The organism is Arachnia propionica (genome assembly GCF_900637725.1).
Taxonomy (GTDB): domain Bacteria; phylum Actinomycetota; class Actinomycetes; order Propionibacteriales; family Propionibacteriaceae; genus Arachnia; species Arachnia propionica.
The window spans coordinates 65,564-80,385 of the sequence record NZ_LR134406.1 but is presented as its reverse complement, the minus strand read 5'-3'; the positions used below and the strand labels follow the sequence as shown (position 1 = coordinate 80,385).

General features: G+C 65.9%; 17 protein-coding genes. 10 read left to right on the top strand and 7 right to left on the bottom strand.

From position 1 onward, the window contains the following. Window positions 1-750 precede the first annotated feature (750 nt). The gene (locus tag EL272_RS00415; RefSeq protein WP_061787431.1) at window positions 751-1,314 is read right to left on the bottom strand and encodes a hypothetical protein; all 564 of its coding nucleotides are present in this window, start codon (window positions 1,312-1,314) and stop codon (window positions 751-753) included. A 445-nt stretch (window positions 1,315-1,759) separates the two neighbouring features. Between EL272_RS00415 and EL272_RS00410 the strand changes: the two genes are divergently transcribed. The 3 genes from EL272_RS00410 (at window position 1,760) to EL272_RS00400 (ending at window position 3,792) form a co-directional block, all read left to right on the top strand. After that, window positions 1,760-2,983 carry a dicarboxylate/amino acid:cation symporter gene (locus EL272_RS00410; protein ID WP_061787432.1) on the top strand — a complete coding sequence of 408 codons (1,224 nt, stop codon included), beginning with the start codon at window positions 1,760-1,762 and terminating at the stop codon, window positions 2,981-2,983. A 64-nt stretch (window positions 2,984-3,047) separates the two neighbouring features. After that, the gene (locus EL272_RS00405) at window positions 3,048-3,458 is read left to right on the top strand and encodes a cupin domain-containing protein (RefSeq protein WP_061787433.1); all 411 of its coding nucleotides are present in this window, start codon (window positions 3,048-3,050) and stop codon (window positions 3,456-3,458) included. Between the two features lie 13 nt (window positions 3,459-3,471). After that, on the top strand, window positions 3,472-3,792 hold the full coding sequence (locus tag EL272_RS00400) for a carboxymuconolactone decarboxylase family protein (protein WP_061787434.1): 321 nt from the start codon (window positions 3,472-3,474) through the stop codon (window positions 3,790-3,792). A gap of 72 nt (window positions 3,793-3,864) precedes the next feature. Here the strand turns inward: EL272_RS00400 and EL272_RS00395 are convergent, their stop codons facing one another. Next, a complete protein-coding gene (locus EL272_RS00395) occupies window positions 3,865-4,725 on the bottom strand; it encodes a DUF817 domain-containing protein (protein ID WP_061787435.1) in 861 nt (286 codons plus the stop codon). A 161-nt stretch (window positions 4,726-4,886) separates the two neighbouring features. Between EL272_RS00395 and EL272_RS00390 the strand changes: the two genes are divergently transcribed. Further along, window positions 4,887-6,098, top strand: coding sequence for an ATP-grasp domain-containing protein (locus EL272_RS00390; protein ID WP_061787436.1), 1,212 nt, complete (start codon window positions 4,887-4,889; stop codon window positions 6,096-6,098). Window positions 6,099-6,160: 62 nt separating this feature from the next. Here EL272_RS00390 and EL272_RS15590 read toward each other — a convergent pair whose 3' ends face one another. From EL272_RS15590 to EL272_RS00375, 3 genes are all read right to left on the bottom strand, one after another. Further along, window positions 6,161-6,352, bottom strand: coding sequence for a hypothetical protein (locus EL272_RS15590; RefSeq protein ID WP_061787437.1), 192 nt, complete (start codon window positions 6,350-6,352; stop codon window positions 6,161-6,163). A gap of 54 nt (window positions 6,353-6,406) precedes the next feature. Beyond that, the gene (locus tag EL272_RS15980) at window positions 6,407-6,682 is read right to left on the bottom strand and encodes a ribbon-helix-helix protein, CopG family (RefSeq protein WP_041696926.1); all 276 of its coding nucleotides are present in this window, start codon (window positions 6,680-6,682) and stop codon (window positions 6,407-6,409) included. A gap of 406 nt (window positions 6,683-7,088) precedes the next feature. Next, window positions 7,089-7,442, bottom strand: a complete 354-nt coding sequence (locus EL272_RS00375; RefSeq protein WP_014845226.1) for an ArsR/SmtB family transcription factor — start codon at window positions 7,440-7,442, stop codon at window positions 7,089-7,091. A gap of 201 nt (window positions 7,443-7,643) precedes the next feature. On the opposite strand from EL272_RS00375, the gene EL272_RS00370 reads away from it, so the two are divergent. Then, window positions 7,644-8,861: an MFS transporter gene (locus EL272_RS00370; RefSeq protein ID WP_197720278.1), complete on the top strand. Its 1,218-nt coding sequence runs from the start codon at window positions 7,644-7,646 to the stop codon at window positions 8,859-8,861. On the opposite strand, the gene EL272_RS00365 is transcribed toward EL272_RS00370, so the two are convergent. Continuing rightward, complete coding sequence (locus EL272_RS00365) at window positions 8,816-9,595, bottom strand: helical backbone metal receptor (RefSeq protein WP_061787441.1); 780 nt, start codon at window positions 9,593-9,595, stop codon at window positions 8,816-8,818. The two genes, EL272_RS00370 and EL272_RS00365, sit on opposite strands and share 46 nt — an antisense overlap. A 65-nt stretch (window positions 9,596-9,660) precedes the next feature. Between EL272_RS00365 and EL272_RS00360 the strand changes: the two genes are divergently transcribed. The 4 genes from EL272_RS00360 (at window position 9,661) to EL272_RS00345 (ending at window position 12,973) form a co-directional block, all read left to right on the top strand. Beyond that, window positions 9,661-10,380, top strand: a complete 720-nt coding sequence (locus tag EL272_RS00360; RefSeq protein ID WP_061787442.1) for a TOMM precursor leader peptide-binding protein — start codon at window positions 9,661-9,663, stop codon at window positions 10,378-10,380. 131 nt (window positions 10,381-10,511) lie between these two features. Further along, a complete protein-coding gene (locus EL272_RS15185) occupies window positions 10,512-10,982 on the top strand; it encodes a hypothetical protein (RefSeq protein ID WP_041696018.1) in 471 nt (156 codons plus the stop codon). Between the two features lie 25 nt (window positions 10,983-11,007). Further along, window positions 11,008-12,246, top strand: coding sequence for a YcaO-like family protein (locus EL272_RS00350; RefSeq protein WP_061787443.1), 1,239 nt, complete (start codon window positions 11,008-11,010; stop codon window positions 12,244-12,246). 4 nt (window positions 12,247-12,250) lie between these two features. After that, on the top strand, window positions 12,251-12,973 hold the full coding sequence (locus EL272_RS00345; protein ID WP_061787444.1) for a SagB/ThcOx family dehydrogenase: 723 nt from the start codon (window positions 12,251-12,253) through the stop codon (window positions 12,971-12,973). 175 nt (window positions 12,974-13,148) lie between these two features. Here the strand turns inward: EL272_RS00345 and EL272_RS00340 are convergent, their stop codons facing one another. Beyond that, window positions 13,149-13,964 carry a Cof-type HAD-IIB family hydrolase gene (locus EL272_RS00340; RefSeq protein WP_061787445.1) on the bottom strand — a complete coding sequence of 272 codons (816 nt, stop codon included), beginning with the start codon at window positions 13,962-13,964 and terminating at the stop codon, window positions 13,149-13,151. A 29-nt stretch (window positions 13,965-13,993) separates the two neighbouring features. Between EL272_RS00340 and EL272_RS00335 the strand changes: the two genes are divergently transcribed. Next, window positions 13,994-14,767, top strand: a complete 774-nt coding sequence (locus EL272_RS00335; protein WP_061787446.1) for a DeoR/GlpR family DNA-binding transcription regulator — start codon at window positions 13,994-13,996, stop codon at window positions 14,765-14,767. Window positions 14,768-14,822 lie beyond the last annotated feature (55 nt).

The following is a 14,822-nucleotide window of genomic DNA, read 5'->3' as shown; positions in this document are numbered from 1 at the left end:
GCTGGGATCGGTCTTTGGCGACCGACACCACCCCAAATATCAGGCTTGGAATGACAGCCACGACGCAATTCCCGCAGCCGTGACAACAAGTTGAATTCCAATCCAGATCAGAACTGCCAACAGTCCTCGGCGCCGGTGTGGCACATCGCGTCGCGTCTGCAAAACCAGTACCAATGCCACCAGAGAGAGGCCCAGGGAAATGGGCAGTGCCGGGATCAGGGCGACAACGCTCAGGGCGAGAACAATCCACACCCTGGTGAGAGAGGACAATCCTCGAGTACTCTGCTCCGTGACCTTGTCTTGTTGCGCCATTGTCCCTCCTCGTGATGGTCTGCTTGATGTTTGTCTATGATTCATTCGTTGACAAGTCACTTGCTGTAAACGCCTCTGGCATCACCTTCCAGGTGCTGGATCTTGTCGAAACGAACACCGAATCCCCTGAATAAGATGTTACCACACCACGCCGTCTCGCAGATTCCGTGAAAGCCCTGCGTCCAGCGGCTTGTATCTTCACTCAGGGCAACCGCGATATTGAAATTGGCACAGGAGGCTACGCAGGACTTGGTTGCGACAACCGAGCCACCCTGTACTTGATAGATAAAACTCTTCGAGAGCTTGGTGATGGTGATTCCAAAATCTCCTGTTCGACTGAATACGAGGAACGACGATCGGTGGTTGCATCCTCTTTTTCGCCGGCCGATATGACCAAGGCGTGGGGGATCTCCGTCGTCACACTTCACGACCCGCCCCTCAGCGACCCCCTCCGATTCCCCGACGCCCACCCGCGTCGCGTTCCGCCAGCGCGGCGAGGGTGAGCAGCTGTTTGCGCATCATCAGCAGGTCACCCCAGGCCAGCAGATACCTCAGGGGTTTTCCCAGCACCCGGCCGATGGGGGGCATCCACAACGCCGCGACCAGCCGGCTGCGAAACCCGGTGATCGTTTCGACGCGGTAGTGGAGGGTGATCGCGCCGAAGATCCGGGTCGGACGACCTGCCTTCATCCGCAGCGTCAACGACTCGCCGTCGGTGAAGTCCGTCAGCTCGAAGATCGTCATGAACGACTGCCCCACCGCAAGATCGGTCAGCGACGGATCGGCCCGCCGCGGACTGCGTCGCCCGAAATTGTCCAGCCAGTCGTATGAGTACGGAGCGCGACGCATCTGGCACAGCCACAGGAAACCGACCTCCCGCGGTGCTTCCATGGCGATGGCACGAACCGCGAGTCGCGAGCCGGGCGCGACCTCCGGAGTCGGCAGCCCCGCCGGTTCCACGGGCACGCCCCACACCCACGGCAACCCATCACCACCCGCCATCACACATGCCTTTCGAGTTACTGAAGGAGAATTCAAATATTACAGGCCTCCTTCCGCGGCGACGGCAGAATCGGAGCTCAGGTCCTGGTAGAAACGGAACTGGGAGCCTGGCAAAAACGGAGTTCCCGACCCGGCAGTTCCGGAACTCGACCGGGAGCCATGACACGAAAGGCCTTGTCAAACAAGGATTATTCCCAACCGTCATCAAGCACCACGGGGAGACTTCCGCTGCGCTCCTCGAAGCACGGAAGCCTTCGGAGGCCCGCACGCTCCCGGCCCTGAACGACCTCCTCCACGAGGAGGTTCTCGTCCTCGAAAACAAACACCGCGGAAGCCCCGCAATCACGGCACGTCCGACGCAAGAAGTGGGCATTCCCGGGGCCCGATCCGATGCCGGATACGGACAACTTCCCCCAGTCAGACCGGCTTCCACTACGGTTCAAGAATGAGCACAGAGAAGAGCACCGGGTTCAGGTTCGGGGTCCTGCCCCAGATCGTGGTGGCCATCGCGCTGGGGATCCTGCTGGGGTCGGTCCTACCCACCTGGGCCACCCGGATCTTCGTCACCTTCAACGACATCTTCGGCCAGTTCCTGAGCTTCTCCATCCCGCTGATCATCGTCGGGTTGATCACCCCGGCCATCGGGGAGCTGGGACGCGGCGCCGGCAAGTGGCTGGCACTGACCGCCGGCCTCGCCTACGCCTCCACCCTCTTCGCCGGGCTGATGGGGCTCGGCGCGTCCCTGCTGGTGCTGCCCCAGGTGCTGCCCGCCGAGACGGGCGCCCTCAGCAACCCGGAGGACGCCCTGCTCAAGCCCTACTTCTCCATCCAGATACCGCCGTTGTTCGGGGTCATGACCGCCCTCATCCTGGCCTTCGTCATCGGCGTGGCGCTCACCACCATCGAGGGCAGGGCGCTGCGCACCGGATTCGAGGAGTTCCGAGACATCGTCAACCTCGTGATCTCCAAGATCATCATCCCGCTGCTGCCGATCTACATCTTCGGCATCTTCCTCAACATGACCCAGGGCGGCCAGGTGCTCACCGTCATCGCCACCTTCCTGGGTGTGGTGGTGTTCGTGTTCATCCTCACCTGGATCATGCTGCTGCTCCAGTACCTCGTCGCCGGGGCCGTCACCGGGCGCAATCCGTTCCGGATGCTGGGCACCATGCTGCCCGCCTATCTCACCGCGCTGGGAACGTCGTCGTCGGCGGCGACGATCCCCGTCACGCTGCGGCAGTCGATCAAGTCGGGAACCTCGGAGCCGGTGGCGTCGTTCGCGATCCCGCTGTGCGCCACCATCCACCTGGCCGGTTCGACCATCAAGATCACCTGCTTCTCCCTGGCCGTGATGATGCTCTCCGGCATCCCCATCGACCCGGTGCTGATGATCGGGTTCATCTGCATGCTCGGCGTCATGATGGTCGCCGCCCCGGGTGTTCCCGGCGGCGCGATCGTCACCGCCGCGGGTCTGTTGCAGTCGATGCTCGGGTTCAACGAGGCGCAGGTCGGCCTGATGATCGCCACCTACATCGCCATCGACTCCTTCGGCACCGCCACCAACGTCACCGGCGACGGGGCCATCGCCGCCATCGTCGACCGGATCATCTCCCGTCGTCACCGGCCGCAGATCGCCCAGGATTCCGACCCGGAACCCTCCACCTCGTGATGGGCACAGCTTCCCCTTTGGAATGCAGAGGTAGCGTGTAAATCATCCACATCGGGAGGATCAGATGAGCGACGCAGCATTTGACAGCATCTTCCCTCGCGGGGAGGAGAACACGGCCTTCGGGAAGTACTTCACGGGCCAGAGCTACCTGAGCATGCTCAACACCGAGGGCGTCATGGTGGCCAACGTCACCTTCGAGCCAGGCTGCCGCAACAACTGGCACATTCACCACGCGTCGAAGGGTGGCGGACAGATCCTGCTGTGCACAGCGGGGAGCGGCTGGTTCCAGGCCGAGGGCGAGGCCCCGGTCAGTCTGGAACCGGGCTCGGTCGTGACCATCCCGGCGAATCGCAAGCACTGGCACGGCGCCAAGAAGGACTCGTGGTTCAGCCACATCGCCATCGAGGTGCCGGGCGAGGACACCAGCAACGAATGGTGCGAACCCGTTTCCGACGAATACTACGACAACCTCTGAGAGGAACCGGTTCATGGAGAACGTGACGGCGGGACGGGATATCCTTGGCGATTTCGCCCCGAAGTTCGCGGAGCTGAACGACAACGTGCTGTTCGGCCAGGTGTGGGCCCGTGAGGAGCAGTTCTCGCCCCGGGACCGCAGCGTGGTCACGGTGACCGCGCTGATGGCGTCAGGGGTGCTCGACACCTCCCTCAGGGCGCACATCGAGATCGCGAAGAGCAACGGCATCACCCGCGACGAAATGGTGGAGATCCTTACCCACGCGGCGTTCTACGCCGGATGGCCCAAGGCCTGGGCGGCATTCCGCTACGCGAAGGAGATCTACGCCGAGTAGATTTTCACGGTTTTGCAGCACTCAACTCCGTTTTGACCGCCAAATCGGGGTTTTACGGCCTTGAGTGCTGCATTACCGGGTGGTTTCGTTCGGGCTCAGTCGGTCGCGGGTGACTCGCGGAGCTCCGCCGCCATAGAGCACCCCTTCCTTGGCCTTGACCGCAGCGACGAGCACGAAACTGAGGGTGATCAGCAGCGCCCAGCTCCCGAACTTGCCGACGTGCACGAGATGCCATCCGCCGAGCTGGTCGGGGTAGCTCCAGGCACCCAGGAGGGTGGCGGCGTTCTCGGCCAACCACAGGAAACCGCCGATCAGGATGAAAGCCTGCGCGGTCGGCATCCAGTAGCGGTCGCCGCCGACGGTAAAATGGACGGTGGAGCCCCACAACGCCACGAGGAAGGCGACGGCGATCAGCCAGCGCAGGTCGGCGATGAAGTGGTGGGTGAAGAAGTTGAGGTAGGCGGCCACCGCCAGCAGGCTCACCGGCACCCAGCGGAACCCGCTGACGCGCAGGTCGAAACGACGAAACGCCTGGCAGATGTAGGAGCCCACCGAGGCGTACATGAACCCGGAGAACACCGGCACCCCCGCGATTCGCACCGCCCCGGCGTCGGGGTAGCTCCACGACCCGGCGTGCACCTTGAACACCTCGAGGGCCAGGCCGATCAGGTGGAAGGCGCAGATGACGCACAGCTCACGCCAGGTCTCCAGCCTCAGGACCACGAACGCCACCTGCACGACGATCACGTAGATCAGCAGCGCGTCGTACCGGGCGACGGGCATCGCGACGCGACCCCAGATCACGGAGGTGGCGGCCAAACCGAGGAAGATCGCGATCGGGAAGGCGCAGCAGGCCAGCTCGATGAGCGCGAACTGGACCATCCGGACGGGCAGCAGCCGCAACCGGGTCAGTGGGCGACGTTCAGCAGGCACTCCGGGATTGTGCCCGAAGGATCGTCTTTTTCCCCACCGCCTCCCAGGTCCGCTCGCCGGCGGTGACGGCACCCGGGACGGCGGTAACCTGTCGCCATGAACGGCCCCGGCATCCAGCACCACATCACGGGGGGCACGGGCACCACGGGGGCCCGGTCGGAATGAGGACGGCCGCACGACGTCGGGTGCTGCTCTCCGAGGCTTCCAGCTTCACGGCCCGGGAGTTCGTGACGGTGCTCGGGCGCGACGGCGCGGTCGTCGATGCGATGTCCAGCGTCCGGGCCCCCATCGCACGGTTCAGCAGGTACTGCCGCGCCATTCGTCGCGTCCCGGCCCCGTCGCAGGACCCACTGGGTTACCTGGCGGCGGCGGACCGGCTGATGGCCTCCGGGGAATACGACGCCCTCCTCCCGACCCACGAGCAGGCCTGGCTCTTCTCCGCCGGCCGGCACCTGATGCGGCACCGGGTGGAGGTCGCCGACATTGCCGCATTCGACCGGGTGGAGTCGAAGATCGAGTTCGCACGCCTCCTCGACGACCTCCGGCTGCCGCAGCCCGCGTGGCGGCTGGTCGAGAACGAGGACGACCTCTCCGGGCTGGACTTCCCCGTCTGGCTCAAGGCCGAGTTCTCGACCGCTGGTCGCGGGGTCCTCCACGTCCCCTCCCGGGACGAGGCGGCCGCGGCCCTCGCGTCGCTCACCCCGCGGGGCCGGGTCATGGCGCAGGCTCCGGCGCCCGGCCGGTACGCCCAGGTGCAGGGTCTGTTCCGTCGCGGCCGGCTGCTGGCGGCGGCGGCCAGTGAGCTGCTGGCAACCGGAGTCGGGGGAAGCGCGGCCGCGAGGGTGAGCGTCCATCATCCCGAGGCGGTGACGGCCCTCGAACGCCTGGGCGCTTTCCTGTCGTGGCACGGTGGCCTCGGCCTCGACTACTTCCACGAAGACGGCAGACCGTGTTTCATCGAGTGCAATCCCCGCATCTCCGAGCCCGCGAACGCAGCAGCGGCCGGCGTCGATCTCCCCGCCCTCATGATCGGTCTGGCCGACGACACCCCTCCATCCGGGGAGCCCGTGGTGGCGCGAGCGGGTGTGCGGACCCGTTCGACGCTGGCCATCGGCCTCGGAGCGGCCGAGACCGCCAGAACCCGCCGGGGAGTGGCGAAAACCGTTGCCCGCGCCCTGCTCGGGCGCGCCCCTCAGGCACCGGCGCGGGAGGTCCTGAACCCGGTTCTCGAGGACCCACCCAGCCTCGTCCCGTTCGTCGTCGCGCTGGCCCCGGTCCTGGCGCGACCGGCGGCAGTGCGACGGATGGCCGCGAGAACCGTGGCCGACTACTCCATCACCCCGGAGGCGGTCGCACGGGTCAGTACGAGATAGGAAAAATGGCTACAGGCTCCACGAGCAGATGAGTGGAAGCCGGAGAGCCCCGAAGAATTCTGTCAAAATTCGTCGAGGTATTGAGAACGGGCCTTCATGGCGTGGATGATCAGCTCGTAACCGTCGTCGTAGACCAACATGACGAGTTCGAGAAGACGCCCGGCCGGATCCATGCCAATCAACAGCCAGCGCCGAGGGTCGTCCTTGTCATCAAGTGGACGGGAGCGCAGGGCATGGATGGCTGCATGGCGCACTGCATCGTCATCGAGGCGGTCACGACGGTAGTGCTTCCGCGCAGCCTGTGCAGGTCACGCAACGTCCACCCAGGCCTTGACAGCAGCCCTGATCGCTTCCGACCGGTTCTGGATGCCTTCTGCCTCGGCCCGGGCAGTCAAAGCTGCAAGGGTGGCTGCATCGAGCCGCACGGGGACGACCACCCCGGGGCCATCGCCCACAGGCGGACGACCTCGGCGTGCCTTGGGAAGACTCGCGAGATCGTACCCAGCCTCCGCCTCGTCGGCCCAAGCCTGGATCTGCTCGTCCGTGACGGATTCACCCCGCAACAGATGTTCACTCACATCAATAGTGTATACGAAATTCTTGACGCGTTTTCGAACAAGCAGCCGCCCCGGGCGGCGCGAGTGCTCTACACGATCATCATCGCCATTTCCTCGTTGATCCAGGCCATGCCCATCAAGTTGGCTCAGCGACGCTCATCTACTGACTGCCCGTCGAAGAAGCAACCCTGATCCTCGGGGAGGTGGTCATCCTGATCTGACCGCTCGACCGTGGCGGGCGCCCCCGACCCCACCCATGACAACATCGCTTTGGGAAAGAAATCTGCACGAAACCATTGCGTGTGGGCCACAGACGCGGAAGACTGAGGCCATAGCTCCCCACCGTCCTCCGGGACTGGTGGGGTTTTTTCTACAGGAGGCGCGGTGCCCGGCCCTCGGGCTGCACTTGCCATCGACCACCAGAACGCGCACCTCACCGGACCGCGCCCGGCCGCGCAATCTCCTGCTCCTCCCAGCAACCCTTTCCCGGCGGCAGTCCGACCGCCTTCAGCAGGCCGGGGAAGCGCTGCTCAATGGCGTGGTCGCGGCGGGTGACGCGGCGCCGCTTGCCCAGGACCTCGGTGTGCATGAGCCCGGATAGCCGCAGCGTCCTGAGATGGTGCGACAACGTGGACTTGACCACGTTGTAGGCGAGATCGCCGCAGTAGAGCGGCCCTTCCTCGGCTATGCGACGCAGCACGTCGCGGCGGATCGGATCCGACAGGGCACCCAGCACCGCGTCCAGGCTGATGTCGGCCACATCCGGATGGAACACCTCCCTGGCCATCTTCCCGCCCTTTCAAGTCGCACGGTTCGGCACACGCTCAACCAAAGACGGTACCTCCCACCGCCGGGTCGCACAACATTATTGGAAACCGGTTGCGTCGGACCGCACCGAACGAGCAGGACGATTCAACCAACTTCCCCTCCCCGGAACCACCCCTGCAGGACTTGACTCCCGCTCCCCCACAGGACAATTCTTACTTCGGTGAACATCGAAAAGAAAGGAGTGGTCATGTCCTCCCACCAGCGAACCGTCAGCGAATCCGCCATGGGGTCGCTGTCGTTCTTCACTCTCTTCGTCATCGGAACCGACACCTTCCTCGTCGCTCCCCTGCTGCCCCTGCTGCAGGAGGAGTTCGGCGTTCCACTCGCACAGTCCGGGTGGCTGGTCTCGGCCTACGCCCTGGGGTATGCGCTGTTCGCCCTGGCGGCGGGGCCGATCTCGGACCGTCACAACCGACGCCGCGTGCTGCTGGCCGGGGTGGCGGCCTTCGCACTGCTGACCTGCGCCTGCGGGGTGACCTGGGACTTCTGGTCCATGTTCACCACCCGTTTCCTGGCGGGTGTGGGCGCTGCCTTCGTCAGTCCACAGATCTGGGCCTCCATCCCGATGGTGGTGTCACGCGGGGCCGTCATCAAGGTCATGGGGCACGCGACGGCCGGCCTGGCGATCGCCCAGGTGGCCGGGATTCCCATCGGCTCCTGGCTGTCCACCCAGAACTGGCGTCTACCCTTCTTCACCATCGCCGGGCTCAGCGTCCTGCTGTGGCTAACGCTTCTCGCGTGGTTCCCGAGCGTTCCCCCGGCCGCTCCAACCGACGGGGACGGCCTCCTCGCCCCGTACCGCCGGGTTCTCGCCTCGCGCACCTTGGCGTGGTCGGTGGTGGCCTACCTCGTCTTCCAGGCTGGCTGCTTGGGCGCATTCTCGTTCATCGGTTCCTGGCTGGCCAAGGATTTCGGCGCCACACAGACCGAGATCGGCGTCTCCATGATGATCATCGGTCTGGGGCAGGGAATCGGTTCGTTCGCCGGGCCGCCGCTGGTGGCCAGGATCGGGGAGCGCACCTCCCTGTGGTCCGGGATCGTCGTCCTCGGCGCCGGTTTCCTGCTCGCCTCGGCGATGCCGTCCCGCTGGGCCGCGACCATCGCCTTCGCCGCGACGCTGCTCGTCGGAGGTTTCCTGCTGCCGGTGATGATGGGGCAACTCCAGAGCAACGCCGGCCAGGCCCGCGGCACCGTCTCCTCGCTGTCAAACTCGGCCATGTACCTGGGCACCGCCATCACGGGAGGCATCGGCGGCACCCTGCTGACCGTTTTCCCTGGCTACTGGGGCATCAGCATCTACACCGCCGTCACCTTCGCCCTTGCCCTGGCCATCTACCGGTTCGCCGGCGTTTTCCGAAACGCTCCTCCGCCTTCGTGAATGGCGGCCTCCAGGTCGGCTCGCGCCTCGACCATGGCGGGGCCGTACCAGAACAGCGACCTGCCCCGGACGTTCAGAGATCCCACCCCGCCCAGCGCCTCCGGTCCGTCGGTGGCGGTGAAGGGGTAGGGCTCGTCGGGAAGCAGGACGAAATCTGGGTTCCCACTGAGGGCGTCGTTGATTTTGACATGCGGATACCGCATGTCATCGACAATGTTGACCAGTCCCAGGCGACGCAGCAGGTCGTCGGGATAAGTGCCCGTACCCACCCAGATCCAGGGGTCCCGCCACACCGGGAGCGCCACCCGTCCAGACAGCCGCGGCGGGTGGCGCCACACCTCGCGGGCCTCCTCCAGCCAGCTGACCTCCCGCAGCCCGAATCCTTCCCGGAACAGCCGGGTCATGCTGCCCAGGGCGTCGTCGATGCCGTCGATGCGGGTCACCCACACCGGGATTCCGGCGGACCGCAGCCGTTCGACGTCAACTCGGCGGTTCTCTTCCTGGTTGGTCACCACCAGGTCGGGGCGCAGCGCGGCGATGGCGGCGCGGTCGGGGTTCTTGGTGCCCCGTACCCGCGCGACCTCCAGGCCGGCGGGATGGGTGCACCAGTTCGTGGCACCGACGAGCACGCCCGGGGCGGTGAGGGCGATCGCCTCCGTCAGCGACGGCACCAGCGAGACCACCCGCTCGGGCGGGCGGTCCAGCGCGACTTCCGCCCCGAGGTCATCCAGCACGCCCCCATTTTCCCCGCACCCCGAAAAGCTGGTTGAGCCGACCCGCGAGTGACTAATCTCTGAGCATGTACCGGCTGTCCCCGTCGTGGCGGATCGTGGAACGCGACGACGGTTTCGAGATCTACGGCGGCGACGACGCCCGCTTCCAGTTCGACCCGAGCCCTCTCGTTTCCCGGTTGGCGGCCGGGGATGCGGTGACCCGCGAAGGCCTCGACCCGACCGGGACGATCGAGTTCGAGCAGCTGCTGTCGGCCGGGATGATCTGCCCCGAGATCCCGGAGGAGCGACGCCGGTCGGTGGCGGTCGTCGGCGATCCTCTTCCCGTCGACGTGGTGCTGCCCGGCGAGCCGCGATCTGCGGAAACCGCCGACCTGCTGGTGCTGGTGCGTCACACTGCCACCGCGCCGGACATCGTCCGGCGGGCGTCCGAGCTGGAACGGCCGCACCTGTTTGTCGACATGTCCTTTCATCACACCGTGTCCATCGGTCCGCTGGTGATCCCGCACGAAACCCCGTGCGTAGCCTGCCTGCAGGGCCGGCTGCGGGAGCGCTGGGGTGAACGACAACCCGTCGCCGATCCCGAGGTGGCCAGGCGGTATCCCGATCTCGTCGCGGCGCTGCTCGCCTCGGAGGTGCGACGCTGCCTCGAGGGGGACACGTCGCTGGCGGGCTGGACCGTCGCCTGGAACCTCGCCGACCGTTCCATCCTGCGCGAGAAACTGCTCACGGTCCCCCTCTGCGACTACTGCCGCGGGATCGACCTGCCCGGTAGCATCACACCATGAAGGCACTGCGAACCCAGTTCGACGGGACCGGCGCGCCGAGGACGGTGGCCACTCCCACATGCTGCTGCTGTAGCTGCTGTTGCTGTTGTGTTGCAACTTTGGCGACGGCCAGCGCGCTCGGAACGGGAGCGGTGATCCAGGCCCGTGAGAGCACCCGCCTTTCCGGGGGAGCTTTCGCCGCTCGCATAGCCCTCGCCTTGCTTCTACCTTGGCTGGCGCTGATAGGCGTCGTGTTTGGATTCGCCTTTGAAGAGCCGGCGCATCAGTTGGCAGTTCTCGTTCTTGCTTTCGCGGTTCTGGGGGCTGGTTACTGGTATCTGGTCTCATTCCGGAACAGGATCCCGGCGATGGTGACGGCAGCGATCATGGCGGTTCTGCTCTGGGTCGCCCTGACAAACGAGTTACTCATCTCGGTGAACCTCTTCCTGCGTGAATCCTTCTCGCCCGTCCTCTATCTCGTCTTGGCCACGGGGACTGCCGTGCTCATCAGCTTGATCATGCTGCTGCATTGGCGTCCCGGGCGCAGGAGCGCAATCGAGGTGATCCTCGGCCTGCCGAGACGAAACACCACGGACACCGATCCCCCGCCCAGCTCCTCGTGACCGCTTTCGCCGGTTCCCGTGAACCATGATCCTCGGCGCCCATCTGATGCAGCAGGCCGTCGGGCAGCGCCACGGCTTGGTGTTGCCGCCGCAGCGCGTTTCTTTGTCGATGGCCGACGCCGACATCGTCCACTACGGGGTGCCGCGGAAGATCGACTCGCCCTGGGAGAGCGCCTCCGGAGGGGTGGCGAGACGGGAACGCGACGCGCGCCTGGCGGCGATCGGGGAAGCCGTCGAACGCACCACCTCGGGGCTGGTTCAGCTGCCGATGCGGCCTCGCCGCGACATCCCGCCCGGCGAGCGGATCGACGCCGAGGACTTCGCGCTGTTCACCCCTGATCAGCGCGCCCGGCCCGGTTTCCCGCACGGCAGCATCCACGACCCCGAGTGTCCGTACGTCGAGGTCTTCTCCCTTTTCGACAACTCCCCGGTGTGGGTGCCGCAGCCCTTCGTGTCGTTGCAGGACCCGCACCGCACCGGGGTGCCGAACTCCTCCGGGTTGGCGGCGGGACCCGACGCGCACGCGGCCCTGCTGCGCGGGGTGCAGGAGCTGATCGAACGCGACGCCCTGATGACGACGTGGCTGCACGGCCTGTCCGGGCGCGCCGTCGCCCCTCCCGATTCCTTGGCCTTAGAGGTCGCGAGACTGAGCGGCGAATTCACCGTCCTCGATCTCACCCCCGCCTACAGTCCGTTTCCCGTCGCGGCGGTGATGGGTGGGATACCGAAACGGGGTGTGTGGCGGTATTCGCTCGGGGTGGCCTGCAAACACGACTGGGAATCCGCCGCGGAAAAGGCCCATCTGGAGTGGAATCAGGGAGTGTTGTTCGCGGGTATCTACGGAGAACTGACCGATGTCTCCCGGATCCGGAAAAACAGCGAACTGCATTCCTTCGACGAGCACGCAATGTATTACACGCTGTATCCGGAATTGTGGCCGGACCTGCCGATTCTGCGGGAAAAGAACGTCCTGCGCTCCCCGTCACAGCGGGCGGCCCCCGAGGAACCGCGACGTGCGCTGGAGGTGGCCCGGAAGGCGCTGCTGGACGCCGGTATCCGCGTGTACTACCGAGAGGTGAGCACCATCGATGCCATCCAGGCAGGGGTGCGGGTGGTGAAGGCGCTGTCGCCAGACATGGCATTGATCCATTCCCATGACGCCTGGCCGTTCCTGCACAAGGTGGACGGCATGGTGGAATCGCGCTATCCGGGCCGGGGACCGGAATCCCGGTTCCCCAACCTGAAACCGCATCCGCTGGGGTGAGGCGATGGAAACACCCTTCTTCGACGATTTCTGGCAGGCATCCGAATTGAGCCCCCACAATTTGAGGGAATTCATGCGCATGATGGATTCCTACGACCCGGAGAGCAGGCAGCTGCGTCTGGACCATCCGCTCGCACCCACCCCGCTGCCGCGAACCCGTGAGCGGCCCCTGGAAAGGCTCGCGGCGCGGCGCAGAAGTGGGCGGGGTTTCTCGCCGCGACCCCTCGGAGCCAAGTACCTGGCGCGGCTGCTCGGTTCCTGCCGGGCGTGGGGCGGCCCGGAACATCGCGCTTTTCCATCAGCGAGTGCGTCGTATGCGACGGAGGTGTTCGTGGTCGGCTGGCGGGTGGAGAACCACACGGGCCGGATGCTTTACTACGACCCCATAGACCACGGCCTGGTCACCCTCCCCGACCCGTCCCCGCCGTGGCCCGAGGCGCAGTCGCGGATCAACGCCCCCGTCGCCGGGGAACCGGCGTGCCTGGTGGTCGCGACGCTTTTCCCCGACCGCCTGACCGCGAAATACGGGGAGCGGGGAGGTCGTTTCGCCCTCCTCGAGGCGGGTGCCGTGATGCAGCAACTCTCCCTGACGGCGGCGGACCTCGGCCTGGCGGGAGTGGTCGTGGGAGGCCTGATCGACGACTACTGGCTGGCCCGGCTGGGCCTCACCCGGACCGGAGCCGTCGTCGCGTTCGGCTACCTGGTGGGTTACGGGGGTCGCGGGTAGGAGACGGACCGCGACGAAGGAGCAGCCCGAGTCGAAACCACCCCTCATTGAAGCTGGTTGAGCCAGCGCGTGAGCGAAGCGAACGGCTGAGTCGAAACCACCCCGCGACCGACAATCACACCCGACCACAGCCCTCCACACACTCACCCACGGCTCATCGCGTTCGCGGCTCGGTTCAGTTCGCGAGACCGAGATGATCTTCAAGCCACGCAAGAACCCCTTGGGAGTTGTTGCTCCCGGTTGTGCCGTCGGATATTTCCTTCACCGCTTCCGGGGCGTTGTCCATCGCGATCCCGGTGCCGGCCCGTTTCAGCATCTCCACGTCGTTCCCGCCGTCGCCGAAGGCCACCATGTCGTCGAGGGAGACGCCGATCCGCTCGCCCAGCCAGGCCAGTGCGACCCCCTTGTTCACGCCGGCGGGAATGATGTCGATGGACCCGTGCCCGCTGGATGTGGGAACCGCCCCGGCGGGCAGGCCGGCTTTCAGTCGTTCCAGCAGCCCGGCGGTCTCCTCGCCCGGGCATCCCAAGGCCAGCTTGAGCACGGGCTCTTCCACCCGACCCCAGTCGTCGACGAGTTCGAGGCTCGCGTAGTACCTTCCCAACGCCGCGATCACATCGGGGTCGCTGGTGCGCGGCGCGTATGCGGTCGATGCGCAACAGACGAGCACGAAAACCCCCGGCAGCCGCACGCTCAGCGAGAGCGCGGCGTCGAGGTCGGCCGGGGCGAAGGGGGTGGTGTGCAGCACCTCGTCGCCAGCAGCCACCAAGGCGCCGTTCTCCGCGATGTGGAAAACGTCCGGGTGATGGTCGAAACACCTGCTGAGGGCCCGGTGCTGGTTGCCGCTGGCGACGACGAAATGGATTCCACCCTCCTGCATGCGGGAGTGAATCCGAGCGAAACGAGCGCGGTCGTACTTGCTCTCGTCGTCCAGGAAGGTTCCGTCCATGTCGACGGCAACCAGACGAATCGATTTGCCATGACTTCCCATGCACACAACTTATGATCCAGAATGATCACATGCAACGATCAGAAAGACACAAACTGATCATATCAGCGGTCAGCAAGTCGTCGCGGACCGTTGAGGAGCTCACCGCACTGACGGGGGCATCGGCCGTCACCATCCGGCGCGACCTGACAGACCTGGCCGAACGCAACGCACTACGGCGCGTCCGAGGCGGGGCGGCTCCAGCGAAATCCCGCGGCGCCACCTACCCGTTCGACCTCCGCAGCACCGAACACCCGGCGACCAAACAGGCCCTGGCGCGCACCGTCGCATCCATGATCAATCCCGGAGACTCCGTCCTGATTGACAACGGCACCACCGCCCTGGCGGTCGCCCACGAACTGACGGGCCTCGGTATAACGGCCCTGGCCCTGTCGCTGCACGCGGCCGCGGCCCTCGCCGCCAAACCGGGAAACCAAGTGATCGTCCCCGGGGGTCCCGTCAACCACGACGATCTCTCCTTCACCGCCCCCGGAACTGCCGACGTCATCCGTCGCATGCGCTTCGACATCGCGATAATCGGTTCCTGCGCAGCCCACCCCGACGCGGGCCTCACCGTCGCAGACTGGGGCGACGCGCACGTCAAACGCGCAGCCCTGAAGTCCGCGAGCCGGGTCTGCCTGGCGACGACCGCCGACAAGTTCACCCAGACCGCCGCACACCAGTTCGCCACCTACGCCGACCTGGACACCCTGGTGACCACCACGGACGCATCCCCGTCGGCCCTCGCCGAGGCCCGCCTGGCGGGGGTCGAGGTCCTGACGTTCGAGTCCCCACCCGACCAGTGACCCGCCGGAAACCGGCGTCTTCATCAAATTGCCCAGCTGTCAGATGCGAGCTCGG

What these genes read in the sequence shown, in the direction of transcription:
- EL272_RS00415 (WP_061787431.1), bottom strand. Translation starts at nt 1,314, where the DNA reads ATGGCGGGTGGTGATGGGTTGCCGTGGGTGTGGGGCGTGCCCGTGGAA.
- EL272_RS00410 (WP_061787432.1), top strand. Translation starts at nt 1,760, where the DNA reads ATGAGCACAGAGAAGAGCACCGGGTTCAGGTTCGGGGTCCTGCCCCAG.
- EL272_RS00405 (WP_061787433.1), top strand. Translation starts at nt 3,048, where the DNA reads ATGAGCGACGCAGCATTTGACAGCATCTTCCCTCGCGGGGAGGAGAAC.
- EL272_RS00400 (WP_061787434.1), top strand. Translation starts at nt 3,472, where the DNA reads ATGGAGAACGTGACGGCGGGACGGGATATCCTTGGCGATTTCGCCCCG.
- EL272_RS00390 (WP_061787436.1), top strand. Translation starts at nt 4,887, where the DNA reads ATGAGGACGGCCGCACGACGTCGGGTGCTGCTCTCCGAGGCTTCCAGC.
- EL272_RS00375 (WP_014845226.1), bottom strand. Translation starts at nt 7,442, where the DNA reads ATGGCCAGGGAGGTGTTCCATCCGGATGTGGCCGACATCAGCCTGGAC.
- EL272_RS00360 (WP_061787442.1), top strand. Translation starts at nt 9,661, where the DNA reads ATGTACCGGCTGTCCCCGTCGTGGCGGATCGTGGAACGCGACGACGGT.
- EL272_RS00350 (WP_061787443.1), top strand. Translation starts at nt 11,008, where the DNA reads ATGATCCTCGGCGCCCATCTGATGCAGCAGGCCGTCGGGCAGCGCCAC.
- EL272_RS00345 (WP_061787444.1), top strand. Translation starts at nt 12,251, where the DNA reads ATGGAAACACCCTTCTTCGACGATTTCTGGCAGGCATCCGAATTGAGC.
- EL272_RS00340 (WP_061787445.1), bottom strand. Translation starts at nt 13,964, where the DNA reads ATGGGAAGTCATGGCAAATCGATTCGTCTGGTTGCCGTCGACATGGAC.
- EL272_RS00335 (WP_061787446.1), top strand. Translation starts at nt 13,994, where the DNA reads ATGCAACGATCAGAAAGACACAAACTGATCATATCAGCGGTCAGCAAG.